Source organism: Gilliamella sp. Pra-s60, assembly GCF_009795755.1.
Classification (GTDB): Bacteria; Pseudomonadota; Gammaproteobacteria; order Enterobacterales; family Orbaceae; genus Gilliamella.
This window is the reverse complement of sequence record NZ_WTFA01000002.1, coordinates 290,913-317,594: the sequence shown is the minus strand read 5'-3', so window position 1 is coordinate 317,594 and position 26,682 is coordinate 290,913. Positions and strand designations below refer to the sequence as shown.

Sequence of the window (26,682 nt, the reverse complement as noted above, 5' to 3'; positions counted from 1 at the left end):
GTATTTAACGTATGATGGTGGGCAGACTAGGATTACAACCTCCGACATGTTACTTAGTATTAAGTTACCAGATGGTACAATAATTGCGCCATCAACAAATACTTCAACTATTACAGATCCAATAATATTACCAAATGGCAGTTCTTTTAATGATATAGGTATGCTGCTCCCACCATCAAAATATATGATGTCGCTATCTGATATTACTAGTTCCCCATATAACTATTGGGGAGATGATGATGGTGATGGACAGGGTGCGTATGGTATTATTTCTGAAGGATATTTATCGGCGATTTTTACTGATAAAAATAACCGTCGTGTATCTCGTGATCATACATTAGATGCATGTTTATCGCCCTATAAGATAGTATTTAGTAATATAGATGCTTCTGTTTCTACACGATTTGGTGTTCCGAATAAAACTTCTTTCAGCGAAGGTTCGGTGGAATATTATGTCAAAACGGATTTGCCTATAGGTGTTTGTTCAGTAAGACCTAATCTTCGAAGTGGTACAAATATATTCATGGGCCCTGCTAGTGAGTGGGACTCCGAAAAGGGATTTTTTACACAGTCTACAAGTCCATCTTCTTACGACCTTAATTTCCCTACTACGGGGGCTGATGGTTTATATTTTGATTTAGATATTAGTGGATTTGATGCAAGTCTGTTAACTTGGTCTCCGGTTACTCATAGTGGCATAACGGCAACGGTAAGTAAGGTAAAGACAAACTCAGGAACATTCACAGACCTTAGTGGAAGAAGTAAACAAGCTGATAGTTGGATTTCAGATAAATCAAAATATGTAACGCGAGTAACGTTAAACGGCCCTAAAGCGGATAGTAGTCAGATAAGTGCAAGTAATCCTAGTCCACTAAGTGTGCCAACCTTACCGCAGACTTTTGAGTTACAAGGAAAGGATAGTAGTGGTAGAGTAATAGTGAAATATGGATTTAAGCTGAAACAGTGGTTTGTTAATCGTGGTGCTGAAAAGGCTATTTTATCTAATCAGGAAACATGGTGCAGTAGTTTGGGTTATCGTATTATTAAAATAAAAGACGTCACTAACGCAAAATGCGGAATACAGACAGCTTGGTTTCCATGTGTTGGAGATATAGATGGTGCCACGCCGTTGGCAGATAGTGATGATTTCCAACGACGAGTAGGAGTCGGTTTTTTTTCTGAGTGGAGCGAACCGTCTGATTACAAGACAGCGAGCTTTGTCCAAGGTCCCTATTGGACGAATGAGGCTGCTAATAGTCGCGATAATTTCTTTGTTAACTCGAACAGTGGCACTGTGTTTCATAATAGAGCTTCTTACTATAAGAAGTATGGCCTTTGCACTACACCTTAGTTTTTAGCGTTTAGTTCTTAATCCTAAGGGCGTGGGAGCCTGAGAGGATAATATAGGCAAGAATCAAGCCCCGCGTAAGTCGGGGCTTTCCATTAGGGGGCACTGTTGTGGACAAAGCCACAAGCGCGCCGCCGACGCTAGCTAAGGCGAAGGCATGGGTGTGGAATTACTCGTATCATCCTGATACTCACCGCTACGAGGCCATCTTCGCTATGCTCAGATGTTCAAATTTGTTCCAGACAAATTTGTCTGACGCCTAAATAAGACAGATAACATAACCTTGAGTAGTGTTTATAAGCGACTTTTTTATAAAAAACAAAGTAAAAATCGATCAAAAAACAGTCAGGAGAAGTATTGATTTTATTGAATTTTTTATTTAGAAATCCTTAACCAAAAACAAAAAAGGCTGCTTAGCAGCCTCTATTTATCGAAATAATACCCAATACTATTTAATTACATAAAAGTTAATATCACGAGTATTTCGGATAGCATCAACAAATTGCGTTAATGCTTTACTATAAGTTTGCTCAGGATCGTTTTCTTTTGTACATAGACTTTTTGTTTCGTAGATTTTATGAATTGCATCACTTGATGCTAAATTATCGTATGATTTTGCAAAATCACTACCTTTTAAGGTAATAAGATGATTCCAATCATTTAAAAGACCTTCCATATATTGGCGACCTTCTTTACACTTTATGCTATTTAAATCAACATTAGGAATAACATATTGATTTATTTCGCTGAATTTTTTAGGATGATAAGGAAAGCTAATCTCTACCTGATCAAAATCTTCTTTTAAGTATTCAATAAAATCGCTTTCACGATATAATTTTTTAAATGTTTCATGATAAGTTTGATTTTTTCTTAATTTTAGATCTTGGGTTATTTCTTCAGGAAAAGGTTGATCATAAAAATAAGTCCAACGATTATCACTCTTTTCAATCAATACATCGTTGACTAATTTTGTAGGAAGCTCAATTTCAGTTTCTTCACCGTGAACAATGATGGGAATATTATGAAATTGTCTATCTTTTCTTAGGATTTCATCATATTGTTCATCATTCATATCAGATGTTGAATAAATGATGGTGTGTATAAAATAGTTGCTTTGTGTTGGGTTGATAATACCTGGTTCGCCAAATTTAGCTGGTTTTGCAACAAAATTGAAGTCGTCATTATTATACGATAAGGTGTGCTTGCCATATTCAAAGGTATAATTAACGCCTGATTTTGCTGGAATAGTTAGTTCGTTTCCATCAATAGTGACTTTGATTTCATTATTGGTAGGGTTGTCAATCCAACGTTCAATAGAGCTAGGTTCAGAACAGCCAATAAGTGTTAGGCTAAAGGTTAATAGTAAACTGTATTTTATTTTTTTCATCATAAAATTTATTGTAAATATTAAAAAGGAATACGATGCTATCATATTATGAGTAAATTTGTAGTGTTTTAGGTTTTTTTATATAGATTTTTATTAAAACTATTAACCCGTAAATAGTGAGGATGTATGAAATTAATCGTCGATAATATGAGTTGTCAACATTGTGTTAAAGCAATAACAAAAGCAATCCATGAGGTTGATTTAAAGGCGATGGTGACTGTTGATTTGGCTAAGCACGAGGTTGATATTACAAATAGCACTATATCGCAGGCTGCCATAATTGAGGCTATTAACCAAGCTGGTTATACGGTTGTTGAGATTGTGAAACGTTAGTAAGGTTTTATCAGTTTATTAGTATGTTGCGATTAGTGAATACAATATGAAAGTTAAAATTGTTGTTTATCTTTATATAGCAAGATTTATCAAACCTTAAGTTCTACTGTAACGCCGTGTAGAACGTTTAACGCGTTTGTACTGTGTTGGACAAATTTGTCTGGAACATATTTGAACATCATAGCCGGTGCGTTAAAGCTGAGCACCGGCATCGAGAAGCCATAGGTCACATTCTGTAGCCAAAGCGAGAGATTGCTAAGGGCATTTGCTTAAATTCCCTTAGCTCGGACGTGATCACAATAGCTATTTTTATTACCCAAAGTTTAAACGTCCGAAACCACCACACCCAATCGACTCTATTCACTAACAAAAAAGGCTACTAAGTAGCCTCTATTTGTCAAAGTAACACTCAATACTATTTAATTACATAAAAGTTTGCATTGCGAGTATTTTGGATAGCATCAGTAAATTGTCTTAATGCTTTGCTATAAGTTTGCTCTGGATCGTTTTCTTTTGTACACAGGCTTTCTGTTTCGTAGTCTTTATCTATTGCATCTTCTGATATTAAATCATTGTATGGTTTTGTGAAATCACTACCTTTTAAGGTAAGAAGATGATTCCAATCATTTAAAAGACCTTCCAGATATTGGCGACCTTCTTTACACTTTATGCTATTTAAATCAATATCAGGAATAACATATTGTTCTATTTCGCTGAATTTTTTAGGACGATAATGGAAACTAACTTCTTTCCAATTAATATTTTCTTTTAAAAAATCAATAAAATCACTTTCACGATATATTTTTCTAAGTCGTTCGTAATGTGGTTGGCTTTTATCCGATTTTTGGGCGGTTTTTTCAGGAAACGGCTCATCATAAGAATAAGTCCAGTAATTATCAATTTTTTCGATAAATACATCGTTGATTAATTTTAGAGGAAGCTCAACTTCCATTTCATCACCGTCAATAATGACTTCAATATTATTGAATTCTTTGTCTTTTTTTAGAATTTTTTCATATTCTCCTTCACCCAAATCAGACTCTGAATAAATGATAGTGTGTATAAAATAGTTGCTTTGTGTTGGGTTAATAAAGCCTGATTCTGAAAAATATTGAGCTGGTTTTGCAACAAAATTGAAGTCTTCATTATTATACGATAAGGTATGTTTGCCATATTTAAAGGTATAATTAATACCTGATTTTGCTGGAATGGTTAGCTCATTTCCATCAATAGTGACTTTGATTTCGTTATTGGTAGGGTTGTCAATCCAACGTTCAATAGAGCTAGGCTCAAAACAACCAACAAGTGTTAGGCTGCAGGTTAATAGTAAACAGTATTTTATTTTTTTCATCATAAAATTTATTGTAGATATTAAAAAGAAATATGATGCTATCATATTGTAGGTAAATTTGTGGTAATTTTAGGTTTTTATATGAATTTTTTTAACTATTAACCCGCAAATAGTGAGGATGTATGAAATTAATTGTCGATAATATGAGTTGCCAACATTGTGTTAAAGCAATAACAAAAGCAATCAATGAGGTTGATATTACAAATAGCACTATATCGCAGGCCGCCATAATTGAGGCTATTAACCAAGCTGGCTATACGGTTGTTGAGATTGTGAAACGTTAGTAAGGTTTTATCAGTTTATTAATATGTTGCGATTAGTGAATACAATATAAAAGTTAAAATTTTGAATATCGCTGTAGTTGCTATAGTGTGTTTTTTTGTTAATGCTTATCAGATTGATTACCCTAAGCAGTTCAATGTTAAAGAGGAAAGGAAAAAGTGGATCACTCAGCTGTAGTACAAGTGAAGCAAAAGATCTGCATTAGTTGTGGTATGGGATTTGTTGTTATATGTAATCGTTGATAGCATAAATCCCATTAACGTTTTGAACAATTACCACCAGCGGTAAAAATGGTGCGTTGGTCCAATTCCTTTCCCTATATTTAAATCATCGGCATGGCTAATTGCGCCTTGTAGGTAATTTTTTGCTTGGGCGATTGCGTCTTTTAGGTTATTTTTTGGTAATAATGCTGCAATCGCTGCTGATAATGTGCACCCCGTTCCGTGAGTATTTTTAGTTTGAATGCGTGGAAAGGTCATTCTTATTATATTATTGTGTGTTATCAAATAATCGGGGCTTTCCTTGCTTGGTAAGTGTCCGCCTTTCATTAATACTGCTTTGCAACCTAGTTTGAGTAATTTTTGCCCTTGGTTTTGCATTTCATCTTCGTTTTTTGCCTCATCACAATCAAGTAATGCCGCAGCTTCGGGTAGATTGGGAGTGATGATGGTTGCTTGGGGTAATAAGAGCTCACGAATGGCTGTTACGGCATCGGATTTTAAAAGGGGGTGTCCACCTTTGGCGACCATTACAGTATCTAGTACGATAGTTGGAATCGGGTTTGTTTTAAGAAGGTGGTGAACTGTTGTGACTATTTCTTTATTCATCAGCATGCCTATTTTTAGGCTATCAATTTTGATATCTTGATAAAGCGTATTAAACTGGGCTTCGATAAATTCGGGCGATATCGCAAGTACTGCATCAACGCCTTGTGTGCTTTGTGCCGTTAGTGCGGTGATAACTGACATGCCATAAGCACCAAGTGCCGAGAAGGTTTTTAAATCGGCTTGAATACCTGCACCACCGCTAGGGTCTGATCCTGCAATGGTGAGTGCAATTGTTGTCATGATAGTCTTTCCTGTTTAGCTTGTTTGATTTTGTTAATAAGTGATAATGTTGCTTGTTGAATATCTTTTTTCCCACAAATTGCCGAAACGACGGCAACTCCATCAATACCCGTGTGAATGACGTTAGTGATATTGCTGTCATCAATGCCTCCTATGGCAACTGCTGGGCACTGTTTTAGTTTTACTAATTCGGCTAATTGCTCAGTACCAAGTGCTTTGGCGGCATCTTTTTTGGTTGCAGTTGGATAGATTGGACCAATTCCTAAATAATCCACTTTTTGCCAAGGCACAGCATTAAGTTGCTGGTGGTTTGAGATTGAAAATCCTAACCATTTTTTATTGCCAATAAGTTGTCGTGTAACATCGACAGGAAGATCGCTTTGCCCTATGTGTACACCATCAGCATCAACAGCAAGTGCGATATCAACATGATCGTTTATAAATAGTGGTACAGGCGTGCCTTCTAGTGTTTCTTTTAATGCTAATGCGGCGTAATACCAATCTTTACCTGAAAATGTTTGTTCTGATCTTAATTGAATTGCAGTTACACCGTTGGCAATGGCAATTTTGGTGGTGTTTACCATGCCATTAATTCCTTCGCATAATAAGGGATCAAGAACTAAATAAAGAGTAAGATCGAGTTGCTTTTTCATTTGTTTCCTTATTCGTGCGTTGGGTTAAATGTAGAGAGTTGATCTAATATTGAAACAGCAAAAGTGCCTAGTCCTTGCTGTTTATTGGCAAGCTCGCCTGCTTTTTTCATCATTAGGCATGCTGATGCGGTGGCTTGTAATAGATCGGGTGAGTTTGCAATAAAAGCCGCTACCATGGCAGATAATGAACACCCCGTTCCTGTCACTTTTGTTAATGCTATATCACCACCTGTTATGCTATAGGTGGTGTTGCCATCGGTGATGTAATCGACATCACCCGTCATAGCAACAATAGTTTGGTATTGTTGTGCAAGTGCTTTGGCTGTATTTAAAGCCGATTGGGTTGAGTCTTGGCTATCTGGTCCTTTCGATGAGGCGTTTTGTCCATTTAACGCAAGTATTTCTGAAGCATTACCGCGTATTACCGTTGGATTAAATGATAATAATTGATGCGCAATATTGGTTCGATAACTAAGCGCTGGTCCAACTGCGACAGGGTCAAGTACCCATGGGGTTTGTGTTTGTTGGGCTTTTTGGGCTGCAAGTCGCATACTGTTAGCTGTGCTGTTGTGGATGGTGCCAATATTAATCAGTAAACTATCGGCAATGGTGACAAATGATTCGACTTCTTGTTCGGCAATAATCATTGCTGGCGATGCACCAATAGCAAGGAGTACATTAGCGGTAAAGTTTTGGACTACGTCGTTAGTAATACAATGTACTAGTGGACATTGTTGCTTTATATGATTGATAAATGTGATTGCTTGCGCAGTTTGGAATGGTTGAGCTATTGGCATATTTTTCCTTCCTTTTTGTTTATTAATCGATAAATGCTGGGAAGAATGTGCCAAACTAAAGTTGGAGGATATGGCTGAGACTTCCCTACGCTGGTATTATCCAGATCAGGTGCAACGGGTAAGATCTCAGTTTTTTGTTAGAACAAAAAACACCCCGAGTCAAAATTTATTGTTTATTATGAACTGACTATTTGTTTTTAACAAGCTATTGTAGTAATTTTTCTATATCAGTAATTGTCTTTCTATCCGGTAAGAAGATAATCAGGTGATCGTTGTCTTCAATGGTTAGATCGGTATTGACAATAATGATATCTTCACCACGAACTACCGCACCAATAGTTGCCCCCGAAGGGAGTTTTAGGCTATTAATATTTTTGCCAACAAGTTTTGAGGTGTCATTATCACCATTAGCAACGACTTCGATAATTTCAGATTCGCCCTGTCTTAACGAGACAACTTTAACTACGCCTGTTTGCCTTACATGACTTAATAGTTCTGAAATGGTGGCATGTTGTGGGGAAATGGCAATGTCAATCACACTGTCATTAATCAGTTCAAGATAGGCTTGGCGTTGAATTAATACAATGACTTTTTTAGTGCCCATTCTTTTGGCAAGCATGGATGACATAATATTGGATTCATCATCGCTAGTTACCGCAATAAATAGATCGGTAAGCTCGATTTGCTCTTGGGATAATAATTCTTGGTCAGATGATTCCCCATGCAATATAGTGGTGTTTACAAGTTGCTCGGCAATTAATTCTGCACGCTCTGCATTTCGCTCAATTAGTTTGACTTGATAGTCATTTTCTAGACGTTTTGCTAAAGCAACGGCCACTCCGCCACCACCGCTGATAATAATTCGTTTATAGGGTTTTTCTAATCGTTGTAATTCGCTAGTAACAGCTTTGATATTGACTGGCGGTGTGATGAAGTAGACCATATCACCGGCTTCTATTAAGGTTGAGGCGAGTGGGCGAATAAAGCGATTTTTACGATAAATAGCAACGACACGAGCTTCAACATGCGATAAATGCTCTTTGAGCTCGGATAGTTCGTTGCCCACTAAAGCGCCACCGTAATAGGCAGTTACAGCTACTAAGCAGACACGATTATCACAAAAAGAGGCAAATTGCAGTGAGCCTGGGTATTGTACTAGTTGGCTAATATGGTTGGTGATAAGGTTTTCTGGAGCAATAATATGATCAATGTTAATACAGTCTTTGTTGAAGCAGGGGTAATCTTCGTCATTGTATTCAGGCTCTCTGATACGCGCGACTTTTTGGGGAATGTGAAACATTACATGCCCAATTTGGCAAGCTATCATGTTGATTTCGTCTGAGTTAGTAACGGCAACAAGCATGTCTGCTGATTCTGCACCTGCGTCTTTTAATACTTGCGGATAAGATGGTTTGCCACAAATTATTTGTAAATCAAAGCGTTCTTGCAAAGATTGCAATTTGTCGTGATCTTCATCAACTACTGTAACATCGTTTTGTTTTTCGGTAACGAGATATTCAGCAAGCGCACTACCTGTCTGTCCTGCACCAAGAATAATAATCTTCATAACTAACCTGTATCGTTAAATGGCTTTAATGGTTGTTCGTTTATCTAGTTTATTAAAGCCATTACATACTATTTTATTTTGTAACAATGAGGTATTGTTTTAAGAATTAAACAAAACCGATCGCATCATAGACCTTTTTCAATGTTGGTTCGGCTTTTGAGCGTGCTTTTTCAGCACCTTCTTGCATAATTGAAAATAGGTAGCTTTCATCATCACGATACTCATGATATTTGGCTTGCAATATGTTTAACATGTCAATAACTTGGGTTGCCACTTCGGTTTTTAAGTGACCATACATTTTGCCTTCAAATTCTTTTTCAAGTTCAGCAATTGGTTTCCCTGTGATACCCGTTAAAATATCAAGCAGGTTTGATACGCCAGCTTTATTTTTTATGTCGTAACGAACGACTGGTGGTTCATCAGAATCAGTCATTGCTCGTTTTATTTTCTTTTCGATATCTTTTGGGGTTTCGAGTAATCCTATTACGTTATTGCGGTTTTCGTCTGATTTTGACATTTTTTTAGTTGGTTCTTGTAATGACATAACGCGTGCCCCAACTTTAGCAATAAAGGGTTCTGGAACGGTAAAAACATCCCCATAAAGTGCATTAAAGCGCATAGCAATATCACGTGATAATTCAAGATGTTGCTTTTGATCATCGCCCACAGGTACTAAGTTTGCTTGATAAAGCAAAATGTCTGCAGCCATAAGTACAGGATAGTCAAATAGACCTGCGTTAATGTTTTCGGCGTGTCGTGATGATTTGTCTTTAAATTGTGTCATACGGCTGAGTTCGCCAAAATAGGTATAACAATTTAATGCCCAACCAAGTTCAGCATGTGCAGGGACGTGTGATTGTACAAAAATGGTGCTCTGTTTGGGGTCAATTCCACAAGCTAAATAAAGGGCAAGTGTATCTAATGTGGCTTTGCGTAATTTGTTGGGATCTTGACGTACTGTGATCGCATGTTGATTGACGATACAATAAACGCAATCATATTCACCTTGCAGAGCCACCCAATTTTTTAATGCACCTAAGTAGTTGCCAAGTGTTAGTTCTCCTGATGGCTGAGCGCCACTAAATACAATCGGTTTACTCATAATTTATTCCTAATCTATGCTAATTATTTCTTTGCATCAGCTTTGGGCTGAGGCAATAATGTTAATATGTCTTTAAAATCATCCAATAAAAAATCAGGATTGCTCGTGGCGATCGAGATGCCATAGTTATAACCATAGCTTAATGCCACTGTCGGGCAGTTGGCATTTTGTGCTGCTGTAATATCGTTTTTAGAATCACCAACAAATAGGAGCTGATCACTAAACAATCCAAATGTTGCCATAACTTGATATAAAGGTGCTGGGTGTGGTTTTAATTTAATCACATCTCCACCACCAAGCACTAATGAAAAGTACTCTTTTATACCTAAAGAAGTCAGTAAAGCTGGTAAAAATTGTGCAGGTTTATTGGTTACTAATGCGAGTGGATAATTATTATCATAAAGTGCTTTTAAGGTCTCTTTAACGTTGGGAAATAGTTTAGTTTCTGCATCAATGACTTTATCATAGTGCTGATTAAATAGATCTTTAGCTTTGGTAAAGAGTTCTGTTGATGGATCAACTTCAATTGCTTTAAACACTCTTTCTAGCATAATATCAATACCATTACCTACAAAGTTTTTGATTTGTTCATTGTTGATTGTTGGTAGGTTTAAATCTGCTAGCATTTTTTGTGAGGCCAGCGCAAGCCCTGGGACACTATCGACAAGCGTACCATCTAAATCAAAAGCTACAGCCTGAATGTCATTTAATTTACTCATGTTTAACTCCTGCTAACTCTTTTCGCATTGCATCAATAACAGTTTTATAATCGGGTTGGCTAAATATGGCTGAGCCAGCCACAAACATATCTGCACCAGCTTTTGCTATTTCAGCAATATTTTCTACTTTTACGCCACCATCAATTTCTAATCGAATATCACGTCCAGATTCAATAATACGTTTTTTTACTTGTTGTAATTTTTTTAAGGTTGATGGAATAAATGATTGTCCACCAAAGCCGGGATTAACGCCCATTAATAAAATAATATCAACTTTATCCATGAGATAATCTAAATAGCTTAACGGGGTTGCAGGATTAAATACAATTCCTGCTGTACAACCATGATCTTTTATTAATTGTAATGAACGATCTAAATGAATAGTGGCTTCTGGGTGGATTGATATGTTGGTTGCACCAGCGTTGGCAAAAGTAGTTATTAGCTCTTCAACTGGTGATACCATTAAATGCACATCAATAGGTGCGCTAACGCCATAGTCGCGTAAAGCTTTACAAAACATTGAACCCATGGTTAGATTGGGAACAAAGTGATTGTCCATTACGTCAAAATGGATAACATCAGCCCCCGCATCAAGCACTTTTTGAGTATCTTCACCAAGACGAGCAAAATCGGCTGATAATATTGATGGCGCAATAATGTATTTTTTCATAACCTACCTCTAATAACTTTTACTGTAAAGCCTGCTTATGACTTTTTATATAACGCTAAAATCTCGTCAATTTTTTTACGGCCTTCACCAGCACAGCTGATTGAGCGTCGCATTTCTGCCCGATAAAGCTCACTTGCTTTGCTGTAAAGGGTCATTGTGTAATCAGTATAATGATTAGAAACTAGTACGGGTATATTTTTTTTATATGCCATGGTTTCAGCTAATTTTGATAATTTTTTGTGTTCTTCAAATCCAAATATATTTGAATAATAAGCCGTAAACCCCGCTGATTCATTCGGTGATATATAGGGTGGATCACAATAAATTACTGAATTTTTTTTTGCTTGTTTCATGACTTCATGATAAGGCGCACAAATAAACTGCGCTTTTTGTGCTTTTTCTGCAAAAAAATAGAGTTCCTTTTCAGGAAAATAAATTGTCTTATAACGCCCAAATGGGACATTAAATAGCCCACTATTGTTATAACGGCATAAACCGTTATAACAGTGACGATTTAAATAGACAAATAGAAGTGACCTAAAATATTGGTCTTTACTGCCGTTAAATAAATCACGTAGCTGATAAAATGCATCGGGATTATTATTTTGAGTAGCAAATAGCAATCGAAGATCACCAATAAATTGATCAGGGCTTGATTGCAGCAATTTAAATAACGAAATTAAATCGTGATTAATATCCGCTAAAATATAACTTTTGTAGTTAGTATTTAAAAATACGGAGCCAGCCCCGACAAAAGGTTCAATTAGTTGTTCGCCTTCTGGTAGATACCGTTTAATTGTGTCCACAAGCTCATATTTTCCTCCAGCCCATTTTAAAAAGGCTCGTTGCTTCTTCAACGGAAACTCCTATTTGTCGTCGATCGGATAAATAAACGATATCCTTGATTATTTTGCTGCTTTTTCTTTATTAATCGTTGCACCAGATTTAACCCATGGTTTGTCTTTTTGTAGTGCACTTGGTAAAGACTTGATTGCTTTATGTGCTTCTTCAGATGATGAGTAGTTACCTTTAATTAAAATGTACCATTTTTCATTATTACGTTTAGTTTCATAAATTTGGTAATTAGTTATTTTATGTTGGTTAACATATTTTTTTAGGCCATCAGATGATTTAGATGCAGTAAGTTGTATAGTATAGCTATTATTACTTAGCTTTAAATTATCGCTTGAAGATACATTTTCATTAGGTTTATGAGAAGGTGTTTTTTTATTGATACTGTTTTTATCAAGGTTGTCTTTATTTGTGCTAGTTTTAACTGAATCTGCATTTGTTTTAATATGATTTGAATCTGTAACGCTATTTATATTGGGTGGCGTTAATGGTGTAACCTGATTAGAGGTTACGTCTGGTTGTTGTTGATTATTAGGTTGGTTACCTTGCGTATTGGGCACTGTATTTTGCTCTGAACCAGTTTGGTTTGTATTGATGGATATATCGTTTTGTCCATGTATAGTTGAATCATTCGTAGGCAATTGTGAACCATCAACACCATTAATTTCAGGTGGTGTTAATGGTGTTGGTTTGTTTTTATTTGAAGAATGAAACAAAGCCAAGCCAAGTAATAGCAAAATAGCGGCAACTGCCAGAACAAGAATAATCTGCTTTTTCTTAGAACAGTCTTGTAGCAATTTTGGTAATTTTGATGAGAGTATAGCGCCTTTATTAGGTTGTTCAGTTGTATAACGATCCTCTTTATCTACACGCATTTTTACTCCTTAACCTACTAATAGGTTTATTGCCTTGCTATAACTTGTCATCATCAGTAAAAATGATGGTTTAAATTTGCTCTATTTTATCAATAATATAACTAGCAACGCCTTTGGCACTTTGTTCATCTGTTTTTATTGTAATATCGGCAATCTCTTCGTAAAGTGGTTCGCGTTTATCGGCTAGTTCTTCGTAAATTTCACGGGGTGTGTTACCGCCTTGTAATAGTGGACGACGCTTATCTTTTTGCGTTCTTGCCATTTGTTTTTCGATAGTTGTTTCAAGGTAGACAACGATTCCCCGAGCAGATAATCGATTGCGTGTCTCTTTAGATAAGACCGAACCACCACCTGTTGCAAGTACGACGCCTTGTTTTTCAGTCAATTCGTTAATGACTTTTTCTTCTCTGGCACGGAATCCTTCTTCCCCTTCTAGGTCAAAAATCCATGCGATATCTGCACCAGTACGTTTTTCAATCTCTTGATCTGAGTCAAAAAAATCCATGCCTAACTGTTGTGCAATTTGTCGGCCTATTGTGCTTTTTCCTGCCCCCATAGGGCCAATTAGAAAGATATTTCGCTTTTCTGCCATTGTAGTTTCATCATCTATTAATTTTGGTTAAAATATACAACACAATATCAATCTGCTATGACTTTATAGCGTCATTTGCATTATTACTGTGTAACTTTCTTGGATCTCCGTCTAACGACAAAAATTTAGGTCGGTAATTATCTCAATAGATAGTACCTTTTGGCAATAGGTATTTACCAATAGTTTTAGCTAATACCGGCTTGATGCAAATCATGGATGTTTAATACGCCCACTAATTCGTCTTTGCTATTAACAACTGGTGCAGCAGTAATGTTATGATCATTAAATGATTTTAGTGCTTCAACTGCTTTCCAATTTTCTGGAATCCGATGCCCAGGGCAGGTCATAACGTCTATAATATTATCTTGTAATGTTCCCTTTTTTAATAATAATCGACGCAAATCACCATCGGTAAATACACCAACTATTTTATTATTATCTTGACAGATTGCAACTAATCCTACACCTGTTCGGCTTAATTCTAACATTGTATCAAGAACTGTTGCTGTTTGTGGTACTTTAGGTATTCGATCTCCTGTTCGCATTACGTCTCGTACATGGTTGAGTAATTTGGCGCCTAAACTACCAGCAGGGTGAGATCGTGCAAAGTCTTCTTCCTTAAAGCCCCGTGTGCGCATTACTGCAATTGCTAGCGCATCACCCATTAATAACGTGTTGGTTGAACTTGATGTTGGTGCAAGTCCCATTGGGCAGGCTTCTTTTTCAATTGAAATATCAAGAATTGCTTGAGCTGATTTAGCTAGTGGTGAATCTAATCCTCCGGTAATGGCAATAACGGGTACATTCATTTCAGCAAGAATAGGTAAAATAAAATTAAATTCTTTCGCTCGACCAGAATAAGAAATTAAAATGGCTACGTCGTTTGGAGTAACCATCCCTAAATCACCATGCAAGGCCTCCGATGGATGCATAAAAAAAGCTGGGCTGCCTGTACTTGCTAGTGAAGCGGCTATTTTTTTTCCTATGTGCCCAGATTTTCCAATACCTGAAACAACAACTTTACCTTTGGTACTTAAAATAAGCTGACAAGCATTAATAAAATCTTTGCCAAGTCGATTGGGTAATTTTTGGGCTTCTTGTAACTCTAGTTCTAGAAGCTCTCGACCATATTGTAATATTTTATCCATTTTAATTAGCCTATCGAATAAAAATAAATGAACGGAGAATATAATCGGTGAATAGAGGCAAAACGATTATAAAAGCTAAATTGGTGTTAGTTTAACAATTAATGGTTGAATATTCAAAAAAGTATCATATCAATATCTATTTGTTAACTTTTAATAATCTAAAAACCTAAAGCAACTTTGATTCCTAGTGTAATTAAAATGATACCCAGTAATTTATCAATGATAAATTGAAGTTTAAAGTAACGGCGTTGTACGCTTTGCGTTTGAAAAATAAATACCACAAAAGGCCACCAAAAAATAGCTTCAATCAAAATGATAGATGCGACAATGAGCTTATCAAATATTGATGATTCTGTATTGAGTACTTGAGTAAAGGTAGCTAAAAAGAATAATGTTGCTTTTGGGTTAAGTAAATTACATAAAAAGCCTTGCATAAAGGCTGATTTACTAGGAATTGACTGTAAAATCTGTTGGTTACCAATATAGGTAATATTTGCTTTTTTAGCCAGTAATGCTTTTATGCCAAGCCATATTAAGTAAGCAGCACCAGCATAACGTAAAGCGTTATAAAGTATTGGTGTGGTGGTGATAAGCACTGCAACACCCGCAACACAATAGCTCATATGAACTAAGATGGCGGTGATTACACCTAAACCAGTGAATAAAGCTACTTTTCGGTTATAACTCAAACTATTTTTTAATACTAAAAAGAAATCAGGCCCAGGCGAAATCATACCCAAAAAGTTAATTGTAGTGACTAAAATTAATGTATCAAACGTCATTTTGTTGACCTATTTGTATATTTGTGCTGAATTATTGATTGTTGCAATATTGGCTTTGTTTTGCTCAATAAAGTGTTTTTTATCAAAATTAGGCTCGGTTAAATAGTCTGTCAAAAACTTGGCATTACTTTGCACTTTTGCACCATTTAAAATCAAACGAGGCAAATCAATTTGGTAAATAGTTTGATCAGGTGTTTTTTGTAGATCTTGAGTATTAGCATTCGTTAATAAGTAGAGTTTGCGCTCTTTTTGTGACAGGCGATTGATCGTCGGTGTGCCTGACCCCATCATTAAATGATCTGGAAAAATATAAAATACGGTGTTTTCCAATAATCCTTCATCTTTTAAACTTTTGATAAAAATTCCTAAATTATGATCCAAAGACGCAGCAACAAACGACATATTATCAGATTTAGGCGAAATAATTGTTTTCATTCTTTCATCATCAAATCCATTTGGTGCATGGGTTGAAATTGTTGACACAAACAAGGCAAAAGGTTGGTTGTTTTGACGCATTTGCGTAATTTGTTTTTTCGCTATGTCAAAAATATCTTTGTCATATAATCCAAATGGTGCAGATGGATATTGCCCAACGTAGTTTTTTTCTGAAATGACTTGTATACCTAGCATATCCACTGTATGCCCAATGCCTGCAAAATCAGGTCCTGCTATTACATAACGAGTTTGGTAGCCGGCTTTTTTTAGTACATCCCCCAAACTAACGAGGTTTGTTTCGTTTGCACGCATTAATGGTGATGTTGTGTAGCCTCCAATTAAAAAAGGCATGCCAGTCATATAGGTGTACATTGATGCGGTAGTCCAGCTACTACCAGGGCTCATTGGCATATTAGCGAAAAAAGTATAGTCTTGGCTAAGCGTTTGTAAATTGGGCGTTATATCTTTAAAATCTAAAAATCCTTGTTCAAACGATTCTAACGATAACACAATAATATTTTTACCTTGATGACTAACAAGCTGATTTTTATTAGTGTAGTTAGTCATGTTGAGTGATTTTAGTGCTTGCTCAAATGGTTCTCGTGGGGCACTAGTGACTTGATATATTTCGTATAAACGGCTTAATGGTCCATTGTGATAACTAATTGAGATGATTGCTACAACGGCTAATAATAAACGAATAATGAAATGACATTTACGTTTGCACCAATTTGCTAGTTTTGATAGCAAAAAAATAAGTGTAAAAAAGACGACAATAACTAAGAGCGCTTGTAATTTAAAAATAAATAGGCCTTCTATAATGTCATTGATATTTAAATTGACATAAAACTGATAATCAATAAATCCACCACTAAAGTAGATGGAGGTGAGCTCCATGACGATAAATATCGTGAATAACGTTATACTTAAAAGCTGCCACTTTTTTTGTTTAAAAAGCGAAGCAAAAACAATGGTAATAATAAAAAGTGGTAAAACAACCAGTGTCGATAATGGCATAAAATATGTTGCTCAATCTATTCAATAATCAATTTTGCCTAAGTATATACTTAATGCATAAAAAAATAAAAATATTGGCTAATTTGTTTAACAAATTACAACATAAAATATGTGATCCTAATATTTGAAATGATACTTGTTATTATTTAATATTGATAATTAATGTCATTCGCAATAATATATCCCTATCCCATTCTTATAATGTTAGGAATTGTTATGCCGTGTTTTGTACGGAAAGTCATTATTATTTTATCTTTATTTTGCTTTTCTTTTTGTTATGCCGATATCACATTACCGACACCGCAAACTAAAGATGGTATGAGTTTATTTGAAAGTTTAAAAAAACGATCTTCAACATCTGGAGGCGGTTTTCCTGCTGGTCAGGTTTCTGATAATGAACTGTCAACTGTACTTTGGGCTGCAAGTGGTTTAAACCGAGGCAAAAGCGGTTGGACAGTGCCCATGGCTAATGGAAATTCTCCTTATGTGCGGATTTATGTCGCTAGCGAAAAGGGAACTTTTTTATATGAATGGGAAGGTCATTATCTAAAAGAAATTAATAATAAAGATATACGTGCCGATATTGGTTTACAAAATTTTACTAGACGAGCCGCTTATTCGTTGATTTTTGTGTCAGACGCTAGTGCATTTACTGGTATCAATCCAGAACAGATTACTAACTTTAGTTACACTGCTGTTGGTGCCATGAGCCAAAATGCTTATTTAGCAGCGGCAGCGTTAAAATTAAGTGCCCGTTATATTCACTCCATCAAACCCGAAGTCATAAGCCAAGAGCTACAATTACCGGAAGGCAGTAAGCCACTTGGTATGCTCTTATTAGGAAAATAACAGGTAATAATAGAATATGAAACGATTTTTGACACTTGTTTTTTTCTTTGTTCTAAGCTTAATGGCTTTTTCTCAATCGTCTTATGCGGCGGAAAAAAAATATGAAAGTTGGAACGCCATTGTTGATGAAATGGATGTAATTTTAAATGATGCTTATGATATCTATTTTATGAAAGATGCTGAGCGTGCTAAAGCTCGAGTCAATAATGCTTATTTTGGCTTTTATGAAAAGCATGGGGTAGAGCGTGCGGTGATGTCTTATATTTCAGGAAAACGAGGAACCGATACCGAATACCAATTTGCTAAAATCAAACGTTTGATGAGCAGTGGAGCTCCGAATAAAGCTGTTCGTGTTGAAATCGATACAATTTTAAAAATGTTACACGAAGATGCGAATGAATTAGATGGTAAAAAAGAGAGTGGTTGGAGTGTTTTCTTTGCTTCATTTATTATTATATTTCGGGAGGGCTTAGAAGCGATTTTAGTGATTGCGGCAATTTCGGCTTATCTTGTCCGTTCTGGAAATATAGCAATGGTGAAAGTGGTTTACATGAGCTCGCTTGCTGCCGTTTTTGCCAGTGTGCTTGCTGCAATAGCTTTGCGTTCTGCAATTAAAATCAGTGGTGCTAATCAAGAAATTATCGAAGGTTCGGCAATGTTACTTGCGACAATAGTGTTGTTTTTTATTAGTAACTGGATGTTTTCTAAAGCCGAGGCCGAAACATGGAAAAATTATGTTCAAGACAAAGTGCAAACAGCAATTTCATCAGGAAGCCGGTTTGCATTAGGTTTTGCCGCTTTTTTAGCTGTTTTTAGAGAAGGAGCTGAAACAATTTTGTTTTATCAAGCCATGTTAGCTGATGCTCAAGATCATATGGATAAGGTTTGGTATGGTCTCGCTGTTGGAACAATTGTTTTGGCGGTAATTTTTATGGTGATCCGTTTTGGTTCGATGAAATTACCTATTAAGCCATTTTTTATCGGTACTAGTGTGTTGATGTATGTTATGGCTATTGCTTTTGCAGGCGGTGGAATGAAAGAGTTACAAGAGGCGGATATTATTTCAGTTACTCCAGTTGATTTTGTTCATTCTGTTGAAATTTTAGGTATTTATCCAACGCTCGAAACATTAATTCCACAAATAATTATGGTGTTAGTTGTGGTATTTTCGGTTATGTATTACACATTTAAACGTAGTCATAAAAATTATAAATTATAAAAAATTCATAATATTAAATAATTAGAAATAATTATTAAAAAAGTCTTTAAAAACAAAGTGAAGGAGTTTTCAATGAAAAAATTATTCTTATCAGCAGGTATTGCTTCAATACTGGCATTATCTTCATTTGCTCATGCCGCAGCGCCAGCCCCAGGTGAACAAAAAGGTTTCGAAGAGTTCCCTATTGGTGATGAAGTTACTGTTGGTCCATTACATATTGGCGCTGTTTATTTCCAACCTGTTGATATGGAACCGGCTGGAATTGGTGGTTTACCTGCATCTAAATCAGATATGCATATTGAAGCAGATATTTCGGCAGCCGAAGGTAATAACTTAGGTTATGGCGTGGGTGATTTTATCCCTTACTTAACAGTTAAATACAAAATTAAAAAAGAAGGTAGTGATAAAGTTCTTGAAGGTAACTTTATGCCAATGAGTGCATCAGATGGTCCTCATTATGGTAACAATATTAAGTTAGAAGGGGCGGGTAAATATAAAGTGACTTTTATTATTGAAAATCCTGAAAAACAAGGTTATTTATTACACGTTGATAAAGAAACAGGTGTAGAAGGTCGTTTCTGGACTAAACCGATTGAAGTTTCTTGGGACTTTGATTATATTCCACGTGCATGGTAATTGTTTTTTATACTAAATATAATTATATTTCAATAATTAATAGTCAATTGTGGTGAGCATTATGCTCACCAATAGCATTTGTAATCACTAGGCAATAAATATGCTTCAATACCTTATCAATATTACCGATAACACTTTCGTTCCAGCCATGATAATGGCACTACTTAGTGCAACGATTGTCAAATCAATACCTAATTACAGTAAAAAAATTATTTTATTCGGTTTTATTGTGGGATTTATTGCTGCATTGATCTATGCCGTTTTAAAACGTAATACAGGTTTTGCTGTTCGTGAATTTTATGATTTAGGCGTAATTATACCTTGGGTTATTATTGCTATACCGCTTATTATTGTTATTTACTTACAAAAATCGACTCATAGCCGAACAGCTAAATTCTTTTTTATACTGCTATTTGTGCTTAGTATTGGTTTGATAAGTGCCCAGTGTTTACCTAATTTAATGCTTTATCCATTCGAATTTGCAGTTGGTATGGATTCCATTTTTAATCATGATTACTTGTTTAAGTGGGTAGGCTATGGAATTGCTCTGCTGGTAGTTTTGTTGACGGGGTTATTTGTTTATCGTACTTGTGGTCGATTATCAGCTCAATTTGTGTTTGTTATTACTTCACTGTCGATTGTTATTTTTACCCTGCAAAATAGTATTAATATTTTACAAATTTTAATTGTTAGGCGTTTTATTTCATCGCAGCCATGGATGATGAAACTGGTTATTTTTATCCTTGGTCATGTTAACTTTTTTACTTTTATATTTATCGCTATTGTGCTTTTTTTAGCTATTGTTTTATACGTCAAATCGAAAACAATCTCGTTGGTCGGTAGTAATCCTGCTCAAATTCGCAAACTTAAAGCACAATTACGCAGCGATAGACGATGTGCTTTAATGATTATGGCTGGTACAGCGATAACCGCTTATACCGTAACTCGCGCTCGCTATATTTTTGAAAAAGGAGTAGAGCTCACACCTGCTGAGCCAGTAACACCCAATGCCGATAATTTAATTGTTATTCCCCTTGACAAAGTAAACGACGGCAATTTACACCGCTATGGCTATCAAGCCACGGATGGTACATTGGTTCGTTTTATTGTTATTAAAAAAAGTGAAAATGCTTATGGTGTTGGTTTTGATGCTTGTGATATTTGTGGTGCAAGCGGTTACTATCAACGTGGTGATCAAGTGGTTTGTATTTTGTGTGATGTGGTAATGAATATTGCAACTATTGGGTTTTCTGGTGGGTGTAATCCTGTGCCACTTAAGTATGAAATTATTGATGGTAATATGGTGATCCGTCCTGCAAATCTTGAAGCAGAAAAAAGCCGTTTTAAATAAAAGCGAATTAAAAGGAATAGATTATGTTTCGCAGAATGTTACTCAGTGTATTAGTTCGCCAAAAAAAGAAACTCTTTCTTATTGCTTTAACCGTTGCTTTAGGTGTTTCGCTTGCTACTGCTATGCTAAATGTAATGTTTGACGTAGGTGATAAAGTTAATCAAGAGCTAAAAGCCTATGGTGCTAATCTTAATATCGTTCCTCGTGGTAGTGCTGTCATTAATGAAATGTACCAGCTTGATAACAATGATAGTGGGCAAGCTGTGCAGTATATTAAAGAAGATGAACTTGTCAAAATTAAGATGATCTTTTGGGCTTATAATATTGTTGATTTTGCGCCTTTCCTAACAACTCAAGCGACATTTCATGATAAGCCAATTACTGTGGTGGGTACTTGGTTTAATAAACATCTTAATATTCCAACAGGCGATCAGGTTGATACGGGTATGTTGGCTATGAAATCATGGTGGACCATTGACGGTAAGACCATGACAGATGACAATGTGCAAGGTGCGATGGTGGGTGAAACTGTTGCAAAACAGTGGAATTTAAAACTAGGTGATAAAATAGATATTATTTCAACGCACACAAATAAAAAACTCACGCTCACAATAAATAATATTTTTCATAGTGGGAGCGTTGAAGATGCTCAAATTTATGTTTCCTTACCTGTTGCACAAGATCTTGCCGATAAAAATGGACTAGTTGAACGTGTTGAGGTGAGCGCATTAACCACTCCCGAAAATGAATTAGCGCGCAAAGCAGCACAGGATCCGAATAGTTTATCTAGAACAGAGTGGGATACATGGTATTGCACAGCTTATATTAGCTCGATCGCTTATCAACTTGAAGAATTAATGCCTGATGTTAGAGTTAAAGCCATTATGCAAGTGGCTGAATCTGAAGGTTCTATTTTACAAAAAACACAATTACTAATGTTATTACTAACCGTTTTGTCATTGATTTGTTCGGCGTTAGCAATTTCCAATTTAGTGACTGCGAACGTTATAGAGCGTAGTACCGAAATTGGTTTATTAAAAGCACTAGGCGCAACAAATATGGCAGTATCTTTGCTCATTTTTAGTGAACTATTTATTATTGCCTTTTTAGGTGGAATTTTGGGATATTTTATCGGGATTGGTTTTGCTCAAGTGATTGGTTATACAGTATTTGGATCGTTTGTCGAACCCAAAATGTTGATTATTCCATTAACCATAATAATGGTCTTTTTAATTACACTCTTGGGTAGTTTACCTGCACTTCGGATGATGATGTTTTTACGCCCAACTGATGTATTACATGGTCGATAAGGTGAAAGGAAGTCTCATGATTAATAAAAATAGACGCTTTATAATTAAAACCGTGTTAAGTTCACTTATCCGTCGTCGGTCTCGCATTGCTGTTGCTTTGCTTGGTGTAGCTATTGGTGCAACAGTACTTCTTGGTATGATCACACTTTGTTATGATATTCCACGGCAAATGGGACAAGAATTTCGTTCCTATGGTGCTAATCTTCTGTTGTTGCCTGCTAATAATCAGCCAACGGTAGCAATGACGGATGTTAATAAAGCTGTGAGTTTTTTACCAAAAGATAAATTACTTGGCGTGACACCTTTTCGTTATGAGTCGATTCGCAGTAATCAGCACCCTTATACTATTGTGGGTACTGACTTTAAACAAGTAACCAAAACCAGCCCTTATTGGCACATTGAAGGCGCATTGCCACAAAATCCACATGAAATAATGATTGGTACAGATATAGCTAATTTTGCTAAGTTAAGCGTTGGTGGTACTATGCCAATTTCAGGTAAATCTAAACAAAATTCACGTTTTGATGAGGATCTAAAAATAACTGGAATTGTTAAAACAGGACGAGCAGAAGATGGTTTTATTTTTATTGATTTACATGATTTAGAACAACTATTAGAAGAAAATGAACAAGCCGAAGTGGTTGAAGTAAGCATTACGGCGACTGAAGCGGAGTTAAATCAGTATATTCAAAACATCAAACAACAATCCACTACAATAACCCCACATTTGATCAAATGGGTGACAAAATCTGAAACATCGGTGCTTGGTAAATTGTCCTCATTACTTTATTTGGTCACTTTTGTGGTATTAGTACTAACTATGATTTGCGTGGCCACAACAATGATGACAGTTGTCATGGAACGCCGTAAGGAAATTGGGCTTAAAAAGGCAATTGGCGCTAATAACCAAAGTATCGCCAAAGAATTTTTAGCTGAAGGGACCGTTTTAGGTATCCTTGGTGGCATTATTGGGGCAATTTGTGGGCTTATTTTTGCACAAATCATTAGTACCAATGTGTTTGGCCGTTCAATTATTATTGAGCTTTATCTGATTCCAACCACAGTTATTATCTCTGTGATAGTTACGGTCATTGCGTGTTTAATCCCGGTAAAACGAGCACTAGAAGTCGAACCTGCGTTAGTTTTGCGAGGTGAATAGGATATAAAGTATGAATATACTCGAAGTAAATAATGTGTCTAAAATTTATGGTTCACTACATGCACTATCTGAAGTGAATTTGGCGGTTGAAGAAGGTAAATGGCTATCAATTATGGGGCCATCTGGTAGCGGTAAAACAACCTTGATGAATATCATTGGTTGTATGGATAAGCCTTCCCTTGGTTCAGTTTATTTTGATGGACAAGATATTACTCAGCTTTCTTTGCCAGAATTAACTGAAATCCGCCGAGACAAAATAGGCTTAATTTTTCAACAATTTCACTTAGTATCATATTTAACCGCACTCGAAAATGTCATGATTGCTCAGTATTATCATAGTATGGTCGACGAAAAAGAAGCCATGCAAGCTCTTGAACGTGTTGGGCTTGCTGCTCGTGCTAAGCACTTGCCAAGGCAGTTATCGGGTGGTGAACAGCAGCGAGTTTGTATTGCTAGAGCACTGATTAATTATCCAAAATTAATTTTAGCCGATGAACCAACGGGTAATTTAGATGAAAGCAATGAAGCGATGGTCATGGACTTACTACATCAACTGCACGAAGAAGGCAGTACAATCATTGTGGTTACTCATTCACTAGAAGTGTCGAAACATGCACAAACCACGGTAGTACTGGAGCACGGCAAAGTCGCGCGTGTAATTAACAACTAATCAACAAAAGGTTGTCGTATATGAAAAACCGTATTATTTCATCAAGTATCTTTATTATTATTGGCGTATTAATTATTTTGTTTCCATTATATATCTTACCTGTTTGCCCATTGCCAGAGGCGATTGTGACACCCGTTGACACTATGAGCCATGGTATGAGTGCAATGAACGGTGCTAGTAGTGAGCTTGCACATAGTGGACATATGCATGCTAGTACAGGAAAAATTATGAAATGTTTTTGGACAGCAAGAGCTGAAATAGGGATCGGTTGTTTAGTGATAGTCATCGGTGCATTACTACTGATTAGTCGTACGGCTTTTATTCGAATGGGATTAAGCATGGCGACAGCTTGCATATCGTTGTTAGCCGCTGCAATTCCAACGATCCTAATTGGTGTCTGTTCTAACGAAATGATGCGGTGTAATATGGGTGCTAAACCCGCCTTAGTATTATTATCGGGCTTATTATTTATTGCCGCAGTAGTTAATACCTATTATTTAAATAAAAAAACAAAAAATCGATAGCCTTTGTTAGCAAATAAAAACCATACTTATCTTTACCTGATATTAGGTAAAGATAATATTTAAATCCAACAAGCAGGGAAGTCAATATGCACGAAAAACCGATCACCATGGCAAATTTGGCATGGCGAAATATTCAGCGGCGACCGTTTAGAAGTTGCTGTTTGATTATCATCATTATGCTTTTTTCGGCAACGTTGTTTGGGGGAAGTGTATTGATGAAAAACCTTAGTCTTGGCATTTCAGGCATGGCTAATCGATTAGGTGCAGATATTCTTATTGTACCTTATGGTTATGAAAAAAATATGGAAGTTGCCCTATTGCGTGGTGAACCGAGTAGCTTTTATTTAAAAGTTGATTTGATTGATAAAATAAAAGATATCAAAGGGATTGATGCGATTTCACCTCAGCTATTTATTGCCTCATTAAATGCAGGATGTTGTACAACAAAAGTGCAACTAATCGGCTTTGAACAGCAGAGTGACTTTGTCATAAAACCATGGCTACAATCACAATTGACTCAGCCTTTAACTGACAATCAGGTAGTAGTGGGTGCCAAAATTAATTCACAAGTCGGGGATGAAATTATGTTCTTTAATCATCCTTTCAAAATAGCTGCTAAAATGGATAGCACGGGTATGGGATTTGATTCCTCTGTCTTTATGACTATGCCAGCAGCCCAATCATTAATGAAAAATGCAAAATTAATTGAAGGGGATGTTGAACATTTTGCTGATTATGCCTCGTCGATTTTTATTAAGGTCAATCCTAATTATCAAATTAAGGATATTGTTAATCAAATTATGCCCAAATATGCTATTGGCTATAATATCGATTTTGTTATGACTAAAGGAATGCTAAGTAATATATCAAAATGGTTAACAGGCTTTTCAACTATTGTATATAGTTTATCGGCTATTTTTTGGGTTTTGGCCACTATTGTGATTTTTGTCATATTTTCTTCAAGCTTAAATGAACGTAAGCGTGAAATGAGCTTATTACGAATATTAGGCGCTTCACGTCGTGATTTAGTTAAAATGTTGCTTCGTGAATCTTTAATTATTAGTGCATTAGGTGGAATTACAGGCATAGTGATTGCTGCTGTGTTACTTTACGCCTTTAATCTATTAATCTGCCAGTCAATTGGTTTACCGTGTGTGAATATTTCACTATTTGATGCGCTGTTGTATGCAATTGTTGTTTTCATTCTTACACTAATTATTGGACCTTTATCAAGTTCTTATAGTGCCTTATCAATGACTAAATTTGATACTTATAGCACCCTTAGAGAGGGCGAATAATGTTACTGAATGTTAAAAATCTACGTAAAGATTACACTAGAGGACAGCAAATCTTTTCTGCAGTGAATAATGTTAGTTTTTCAATGACAAAAGATGACTTTATTTGCATTATGGGAAAATCAGGCAGTGGTAAAACCACTTTACTAAATATGATTGCTGGCTTATTAACACCAACACAAGGTAACATTACCATTAATCAGACCAATCTGTTTGAGCTTAATGATCAGCAAGTATCCGCCTTTCGTAATCAGCATATTGGTTATATCCCTCAAGGTAGCAGTTTACTGCCTAATTTAACCGCAATTGATAATATTCGACTGCCTTTTTATTTAACTAAGCGAGCAAATCAAAATCCCCTAAATGAAGCGAAAAGTCTGCTTGAAAAGGCCAAAATAAGCCACCTGCAAGATACATATCCTGCCCATATGTCAGGTGGTGAAATGCGTCGTATTGCGATATTGAGAGCACTGATTTGTAAGCCCCAAATCATTATTGCTGATGAACCAACCAGTGATCTTGATGAAGAAAGCGCAGCTGAAATCATGCAACTACTGTCTGAAATTCATCAACAAGGTACAGCGTTATTAATTGTCACTCATGATCATGATGTTGCCCGTTATAGCCAAAAAGTTATGAAAATGTCAGCTGGACGATTTATTGACTAATGGGTTTAGTTATTAACTGAATTG

At 36.0% G+C, this 26,682-nt stretch carries 28 protein-coding genes and 1 riboswitch; of the genes, 13 read left to right on the top strand and 15 right to left on the bottom strand.

Going from position 1 to position 26,682, the window contains the following annotated elements; all coding sequences use genetic code 11:
* On the top strand, nt 1-1,351 hold a 1,351-nt coding region (locus GQ596_RS03080), incomplete at its 5' end, for a hypothetical protein (protein WP_237398343.1).
* Nucleotides 1,352-1,796: 445 nt separating this feature from the next.
* On the opposite strand, the gene GQ596_RS03075 is transcribed toward GQ596_RS03080, so the two are convergent.
* Nucleotides 1,797-2,735, bottom strand: coding sequence for a hypothetical protein (locus GQ596_RS03075; protein ID WP_160400214.1), 939 nt, complete (start codon nt 2,733-2,735; stop codon nt 1,797-1,799).
* A gap of 126 nt (nt 2,736-2,861) precedes the next feature.
* Between GQ596_RS03075 and GQ596_RS03070 the strand changes: the two genes are divergently transcribed.
* Complete coding sequence (locus GQ596_RS03070; RefSeq protein ID WP_160400213.1) at nt 2,862-3,068, top strand: heavy-metal-associated domain-containing protein; 207 nt, start codon at nt 2,862-2,864, stop codon at nt 3,066-3,068.
* Between the two features lie 415 nt (nt 3,069-3,483).
* Here the strand turns inward: GQ596_RS03070 and GQ596_RS03065 are convergent, their stop codons facing one another.
* Nucleotides 3,484-4,419, bottom strand: coding sequence for a hypothetical protein (locus GQ596_RS03065; RefSeq protein WP_160400212.1), 936 nt, complete (start codon nt 4,417-4,419; stop codon nt 3,484-3,486).
* Between the two features lie 122 nt (nt 4,420-4,541).
* Between GQ596_RS03065 and GQ596_RS03060 the strand changes: the two genes are divergently transcribed.
* Entirely contained in the window at nt 4,542-4,703 is a 162-nt protein-coding gene (locus GQ596_RS03060; protein ID WP_160400211.1) for a heavy-metal-associated domain-containing protein, read from the top strand.
* Nucleotides 4,704-4,973: 270 nt separating this feature from the next.
* Here the strand turns inward: GQ596_RS03060 and thiD are convergent, their stop codons facing one another.
* The 13 genes from thiD to GQ596_RS02995 form a co-directional block, all read right to left on the bottom strand.
* Complete coding sequence (gene thiD, locus GQ596_RS03055; RefSeq protein ID WP_160400210.1) at nt 4,974-5,768, bottom strand: bifunctional hydroxymethylpyrimidine kinase/phosphomethylpyrimidine kinase; 795 nt, start codon at nt 5,766-5,768, stop codon at nt 4,974-4,976.
* The gene (thiE, locus tag GQ596_RS03050; RefSeq protein ID WP_160400209.1) at nt 5,765-6,421 is read right to left on the bottom strand and encodes a thiamine phosphate synthase; all 657 of its coding nucleotides are present in this window, start codon (nt 6,419-6,421) and stop codon (nt 5,765-5,767) included. Before thiE ends, thiD begins: the two co-directional genes overlap by 4 nt.
* A gap of 8 nt (nt 6,422-6,429) precedes the next feature.
* Nucleotides 6,430-7,218, bottom strand: coding sequence for a hydroxyethylthiazole kinase (thiM, locus tag GQ596_RS03045; RefSeq protein WP_160400208.1), 789 nt, complete (start codon nt 7,216-7,218; stop codon nt 6,430-6,432).
* A 65-nt stretch (nt 7,219-7,283) separates the two neighbouring features.
* A riboswitch (TPP riboswitch) is annotated at nt 7,284-7,385 on the bottom strand.
* Between the two features lie 38 nt (nt 7,386-7,423).
* On the bottom strand, nt 7,424-8,785 hold the full coding sequence (gene trkA / locus GQ596_RS03040) for a Trk system potassium transporter TrkA (RefSeq protein WP_160400207.1): 1,362 nt from the start codon (nt 8,783-8,785) through the stop codon (nt 7,424-7,426).
* Between the two features lie 106 nt (nt 8,786-8,891).
* A complete protein-coding gene (trpS, locus tag GQ596_RS03035; protein ID WP_160400206.1) occupies nt 8,892-9,887 on the bottom strand; it encodes a tryptophan--tRNA ligase in 996 nt (331 codons plus the stop codon).
* A 23-nt stretch (nt 9,888-9,910) separates the two neighbouring features.
* Nucleotides 9,911-10,606: a phosphoglycolate phosphatase gene (locus GQ596_RS03030; protein WP_160400205.1), complete on the bottom strand. Its 696-nt coding sequence runs from the start codon at nt 10,604-10,606 to the stop codon at nt 9,911-9,913.
* Complete coding sequence (gene rpe / locus GQ596_RS03025; protein WP_160400204.1) at nt 10,599-11,276, bottom strand: ribulose-phosphate 3-epimerase; 678 nt, start codon at nt 11,274-11,276, stop codon at nt 10,599-10,601. Before rpe ends, GQ596_RS03030 begins: the two co-directional genes overlap by 8 nt.
* Nucleotides 11,277-11,311: 35 nt before the next feature.
* A complete protein-coding gene (locus GQ596_RS03020) occupies nt 11,312-12,133 on the bottom strand; it encodes a Dam family site-specific DNA-(adenine-N6)-methyltransferase (protein ID WP_160400203.1) in 822 nt (273 codons plus the stop codon).
* Nucleotides 12,134-12,181: 48 nt separating this feature from the next.
* On the bottom strand, nt 12,182-13,003 hold the full coding sequence (locus tag GQ596_RS03015; RefSeq protein WP_160400202.1) for an SPOR domain-containing protein: 822 nt from the start codon (nt 13,001-13,003) through the stop codon (nt 12,182-12,184).
* 70 nt (nt 13,004-13,073) lie between these two features.
* The gene (aroK, locus tag GQ596_RS03010; protein ID WP_160400201.1) at nt 13,074-13,595 is read right to left on the bottom strand and encodes a shikimate kinase AroK; all 522 of its coding nucleotides are present in this window, start codon (nt 13,593-13,595) and stop codon (nt 13,074-13,076) included.
* Between the two features lie 185 nt (nt 13,596-13,780).
* A complete protein-coding gene (gutQ, locus tag GQ596_RS03005; RefSeq protein WP_160400200.1) occupies nt 13,781-14,743 on the bottom strand; it encodes an arabinose-5-phosphate isomerase GutQ in 963 nt (320 codons plus the stop codon).
* 158 nt (nt 14,744-14,901) lie between these two features.
* Nucleotides 14,902-15,525 (bottom strand): LysE family transporter, encoded by a 624-nt coding sequence (locus GQ596_RS03000; RefSeq protein ID WP_160400199.1) that lies wholly within the window; start codon nt 15,523-15,525, stop codon nt 14,902-14,904.
* A gap of 9 nt (nt 15,526-15,534) precedes the next feature.
* Entirely contained in the window at nt 15,535-16,977 is a 1,443-nt protein-coding gene (locus tag GQ596_RS02995) for an LTA synthase family protein (RefSeq protein WP_160400198.1), read from the bottom strand.
* Nucleotides 16,978-17,193: 216 nt separating this feature from the next.
* Between GQ596_RS02995 and GQ596_RS02990 the strand changes: the two genes are divergently transcribed.
* The 10 genes from GQ596_RS02990 (at nt 17,194) to GQ596_RS02945 (ending at nt 26,658) form a co-directional block, all read left to right on the top strand.
* Nucleotides 17,194-17,826 carry a nitroreductase family protein gene (locus tag GQ596_RS02990; protein ID WP_160400197.1) on the top strand — a complete coding sequence of 211 codons (633 nt, stop codon included), beginning with the start codon at nt 17,194-17,196 and terminating at the stop codon, nt 17,824-17,826.
* A 16-nt stretch (nt 17,827-17,842) separates the two neighbouring features.
* Nucleotides 17,843-19,045: an FTR1 family protein gene (locus GQ596_RS02985; RefSeq protein ID WP_160400196.1), complete on the top strand. Its 1,203-nt coding sequence runs from the start codon at nt 17,843-17,845 to the stop codon at nt 19,043-19,045.
* 72 nt (nt 19,046-19,117) lie between these two features.
* A complete protein-coding gene (locus GQ596_RS02980) occupies nt 19,118-19,681 on the top strand; it encodes an iron transporter (protein WP_160400195.1) in 564 nt (187 codons plus the stop codon).
* A 100-nt stretch (nt 19,682-19,781) separates the two neighbouring features.
* The gene (locus GQ596_RS02975) at nt 19,782-21,032 is read left to right on the top strand and encodes a Fe-S-containing protein (protein WP_160400194.1); all 1,251 of its coding nucleotides are present in this window, start codon (nt 19,782-19,784) and stop codon (nt 21,030-21,032) included.
* A gap of 23 nt (nt 21,033-21,055) precedes the next feature.
* A complete protein-coding gene (locus GQ596_RS02970) occupies nt 21,056-22,342 on the top strand; it encodes an ABC transporter permease (RefSeq protein ID WP_160400193.1) in 1,287 nt (428 codons plus the stop codon).
* Nucleotides 22,343-22,358: 16 nt separating this feature from the next.
* On the top strand, nt 22,359-23,501 hold the full coding sequence (locus GQ596_RS02965) for an FtsX-like permease family protein (protein WP_160400192.1): 1,143 nt from the start codon (nt 22,359-22,361) through the stop codon (nt 23,499-23,501).
* Nucleotides 23,502-23,511: 10 nt separating this feature from the next.
* Nucleotides 23,512-24,171, top strand: coding sequence for an ABC transporter ATP-binding protein (locus tag GQ596_RS02960; RefSeq protein WP_160400191.1), 660 nt, complete (start codon nt 23,512-23,514; stop codon nt 24,169-24,171).
* Between the two features lie 20 nt (nt 24,172-24,191).
* The gene (locus GQ596_RS02955) at nt 24,192-24,695 is read left to right on the top strand and encodes a DUF4418 family protein (protein WP_160400190.1); all 504 of its coding nucleotides are present in this window, start codon (nt 24,192-24,194) and stop codon (nt 24,693-24,695) included.
* An 86-nt stretch (nt 24,696-24,781) separates the two neighbouring features.
* Entirely contained in the window at nt 24,782-25,993 is a 1,212-nt protein-coding gene (locus tag GQ596_RS02950; protein WP_160400189.1) for an ABC transporter permease, read from the top strand.
* Nucleotides 25,993-26,658, top strand: coding sequence for an ABC transporter ATP-binding protein (locus GQ596_RS02945; protein WP_160400188.1), 666 nt, complete (start codon nt 25,993-25,995; stop codon nt 26,656-26,658). Before GQ596_RS02950 ends, GQ596_RS02945 begins: the two co-directional genes overlap by 1 nt.
* Nucleotides 26,659-26,682 lie beyond the last annotated feature (24 nt).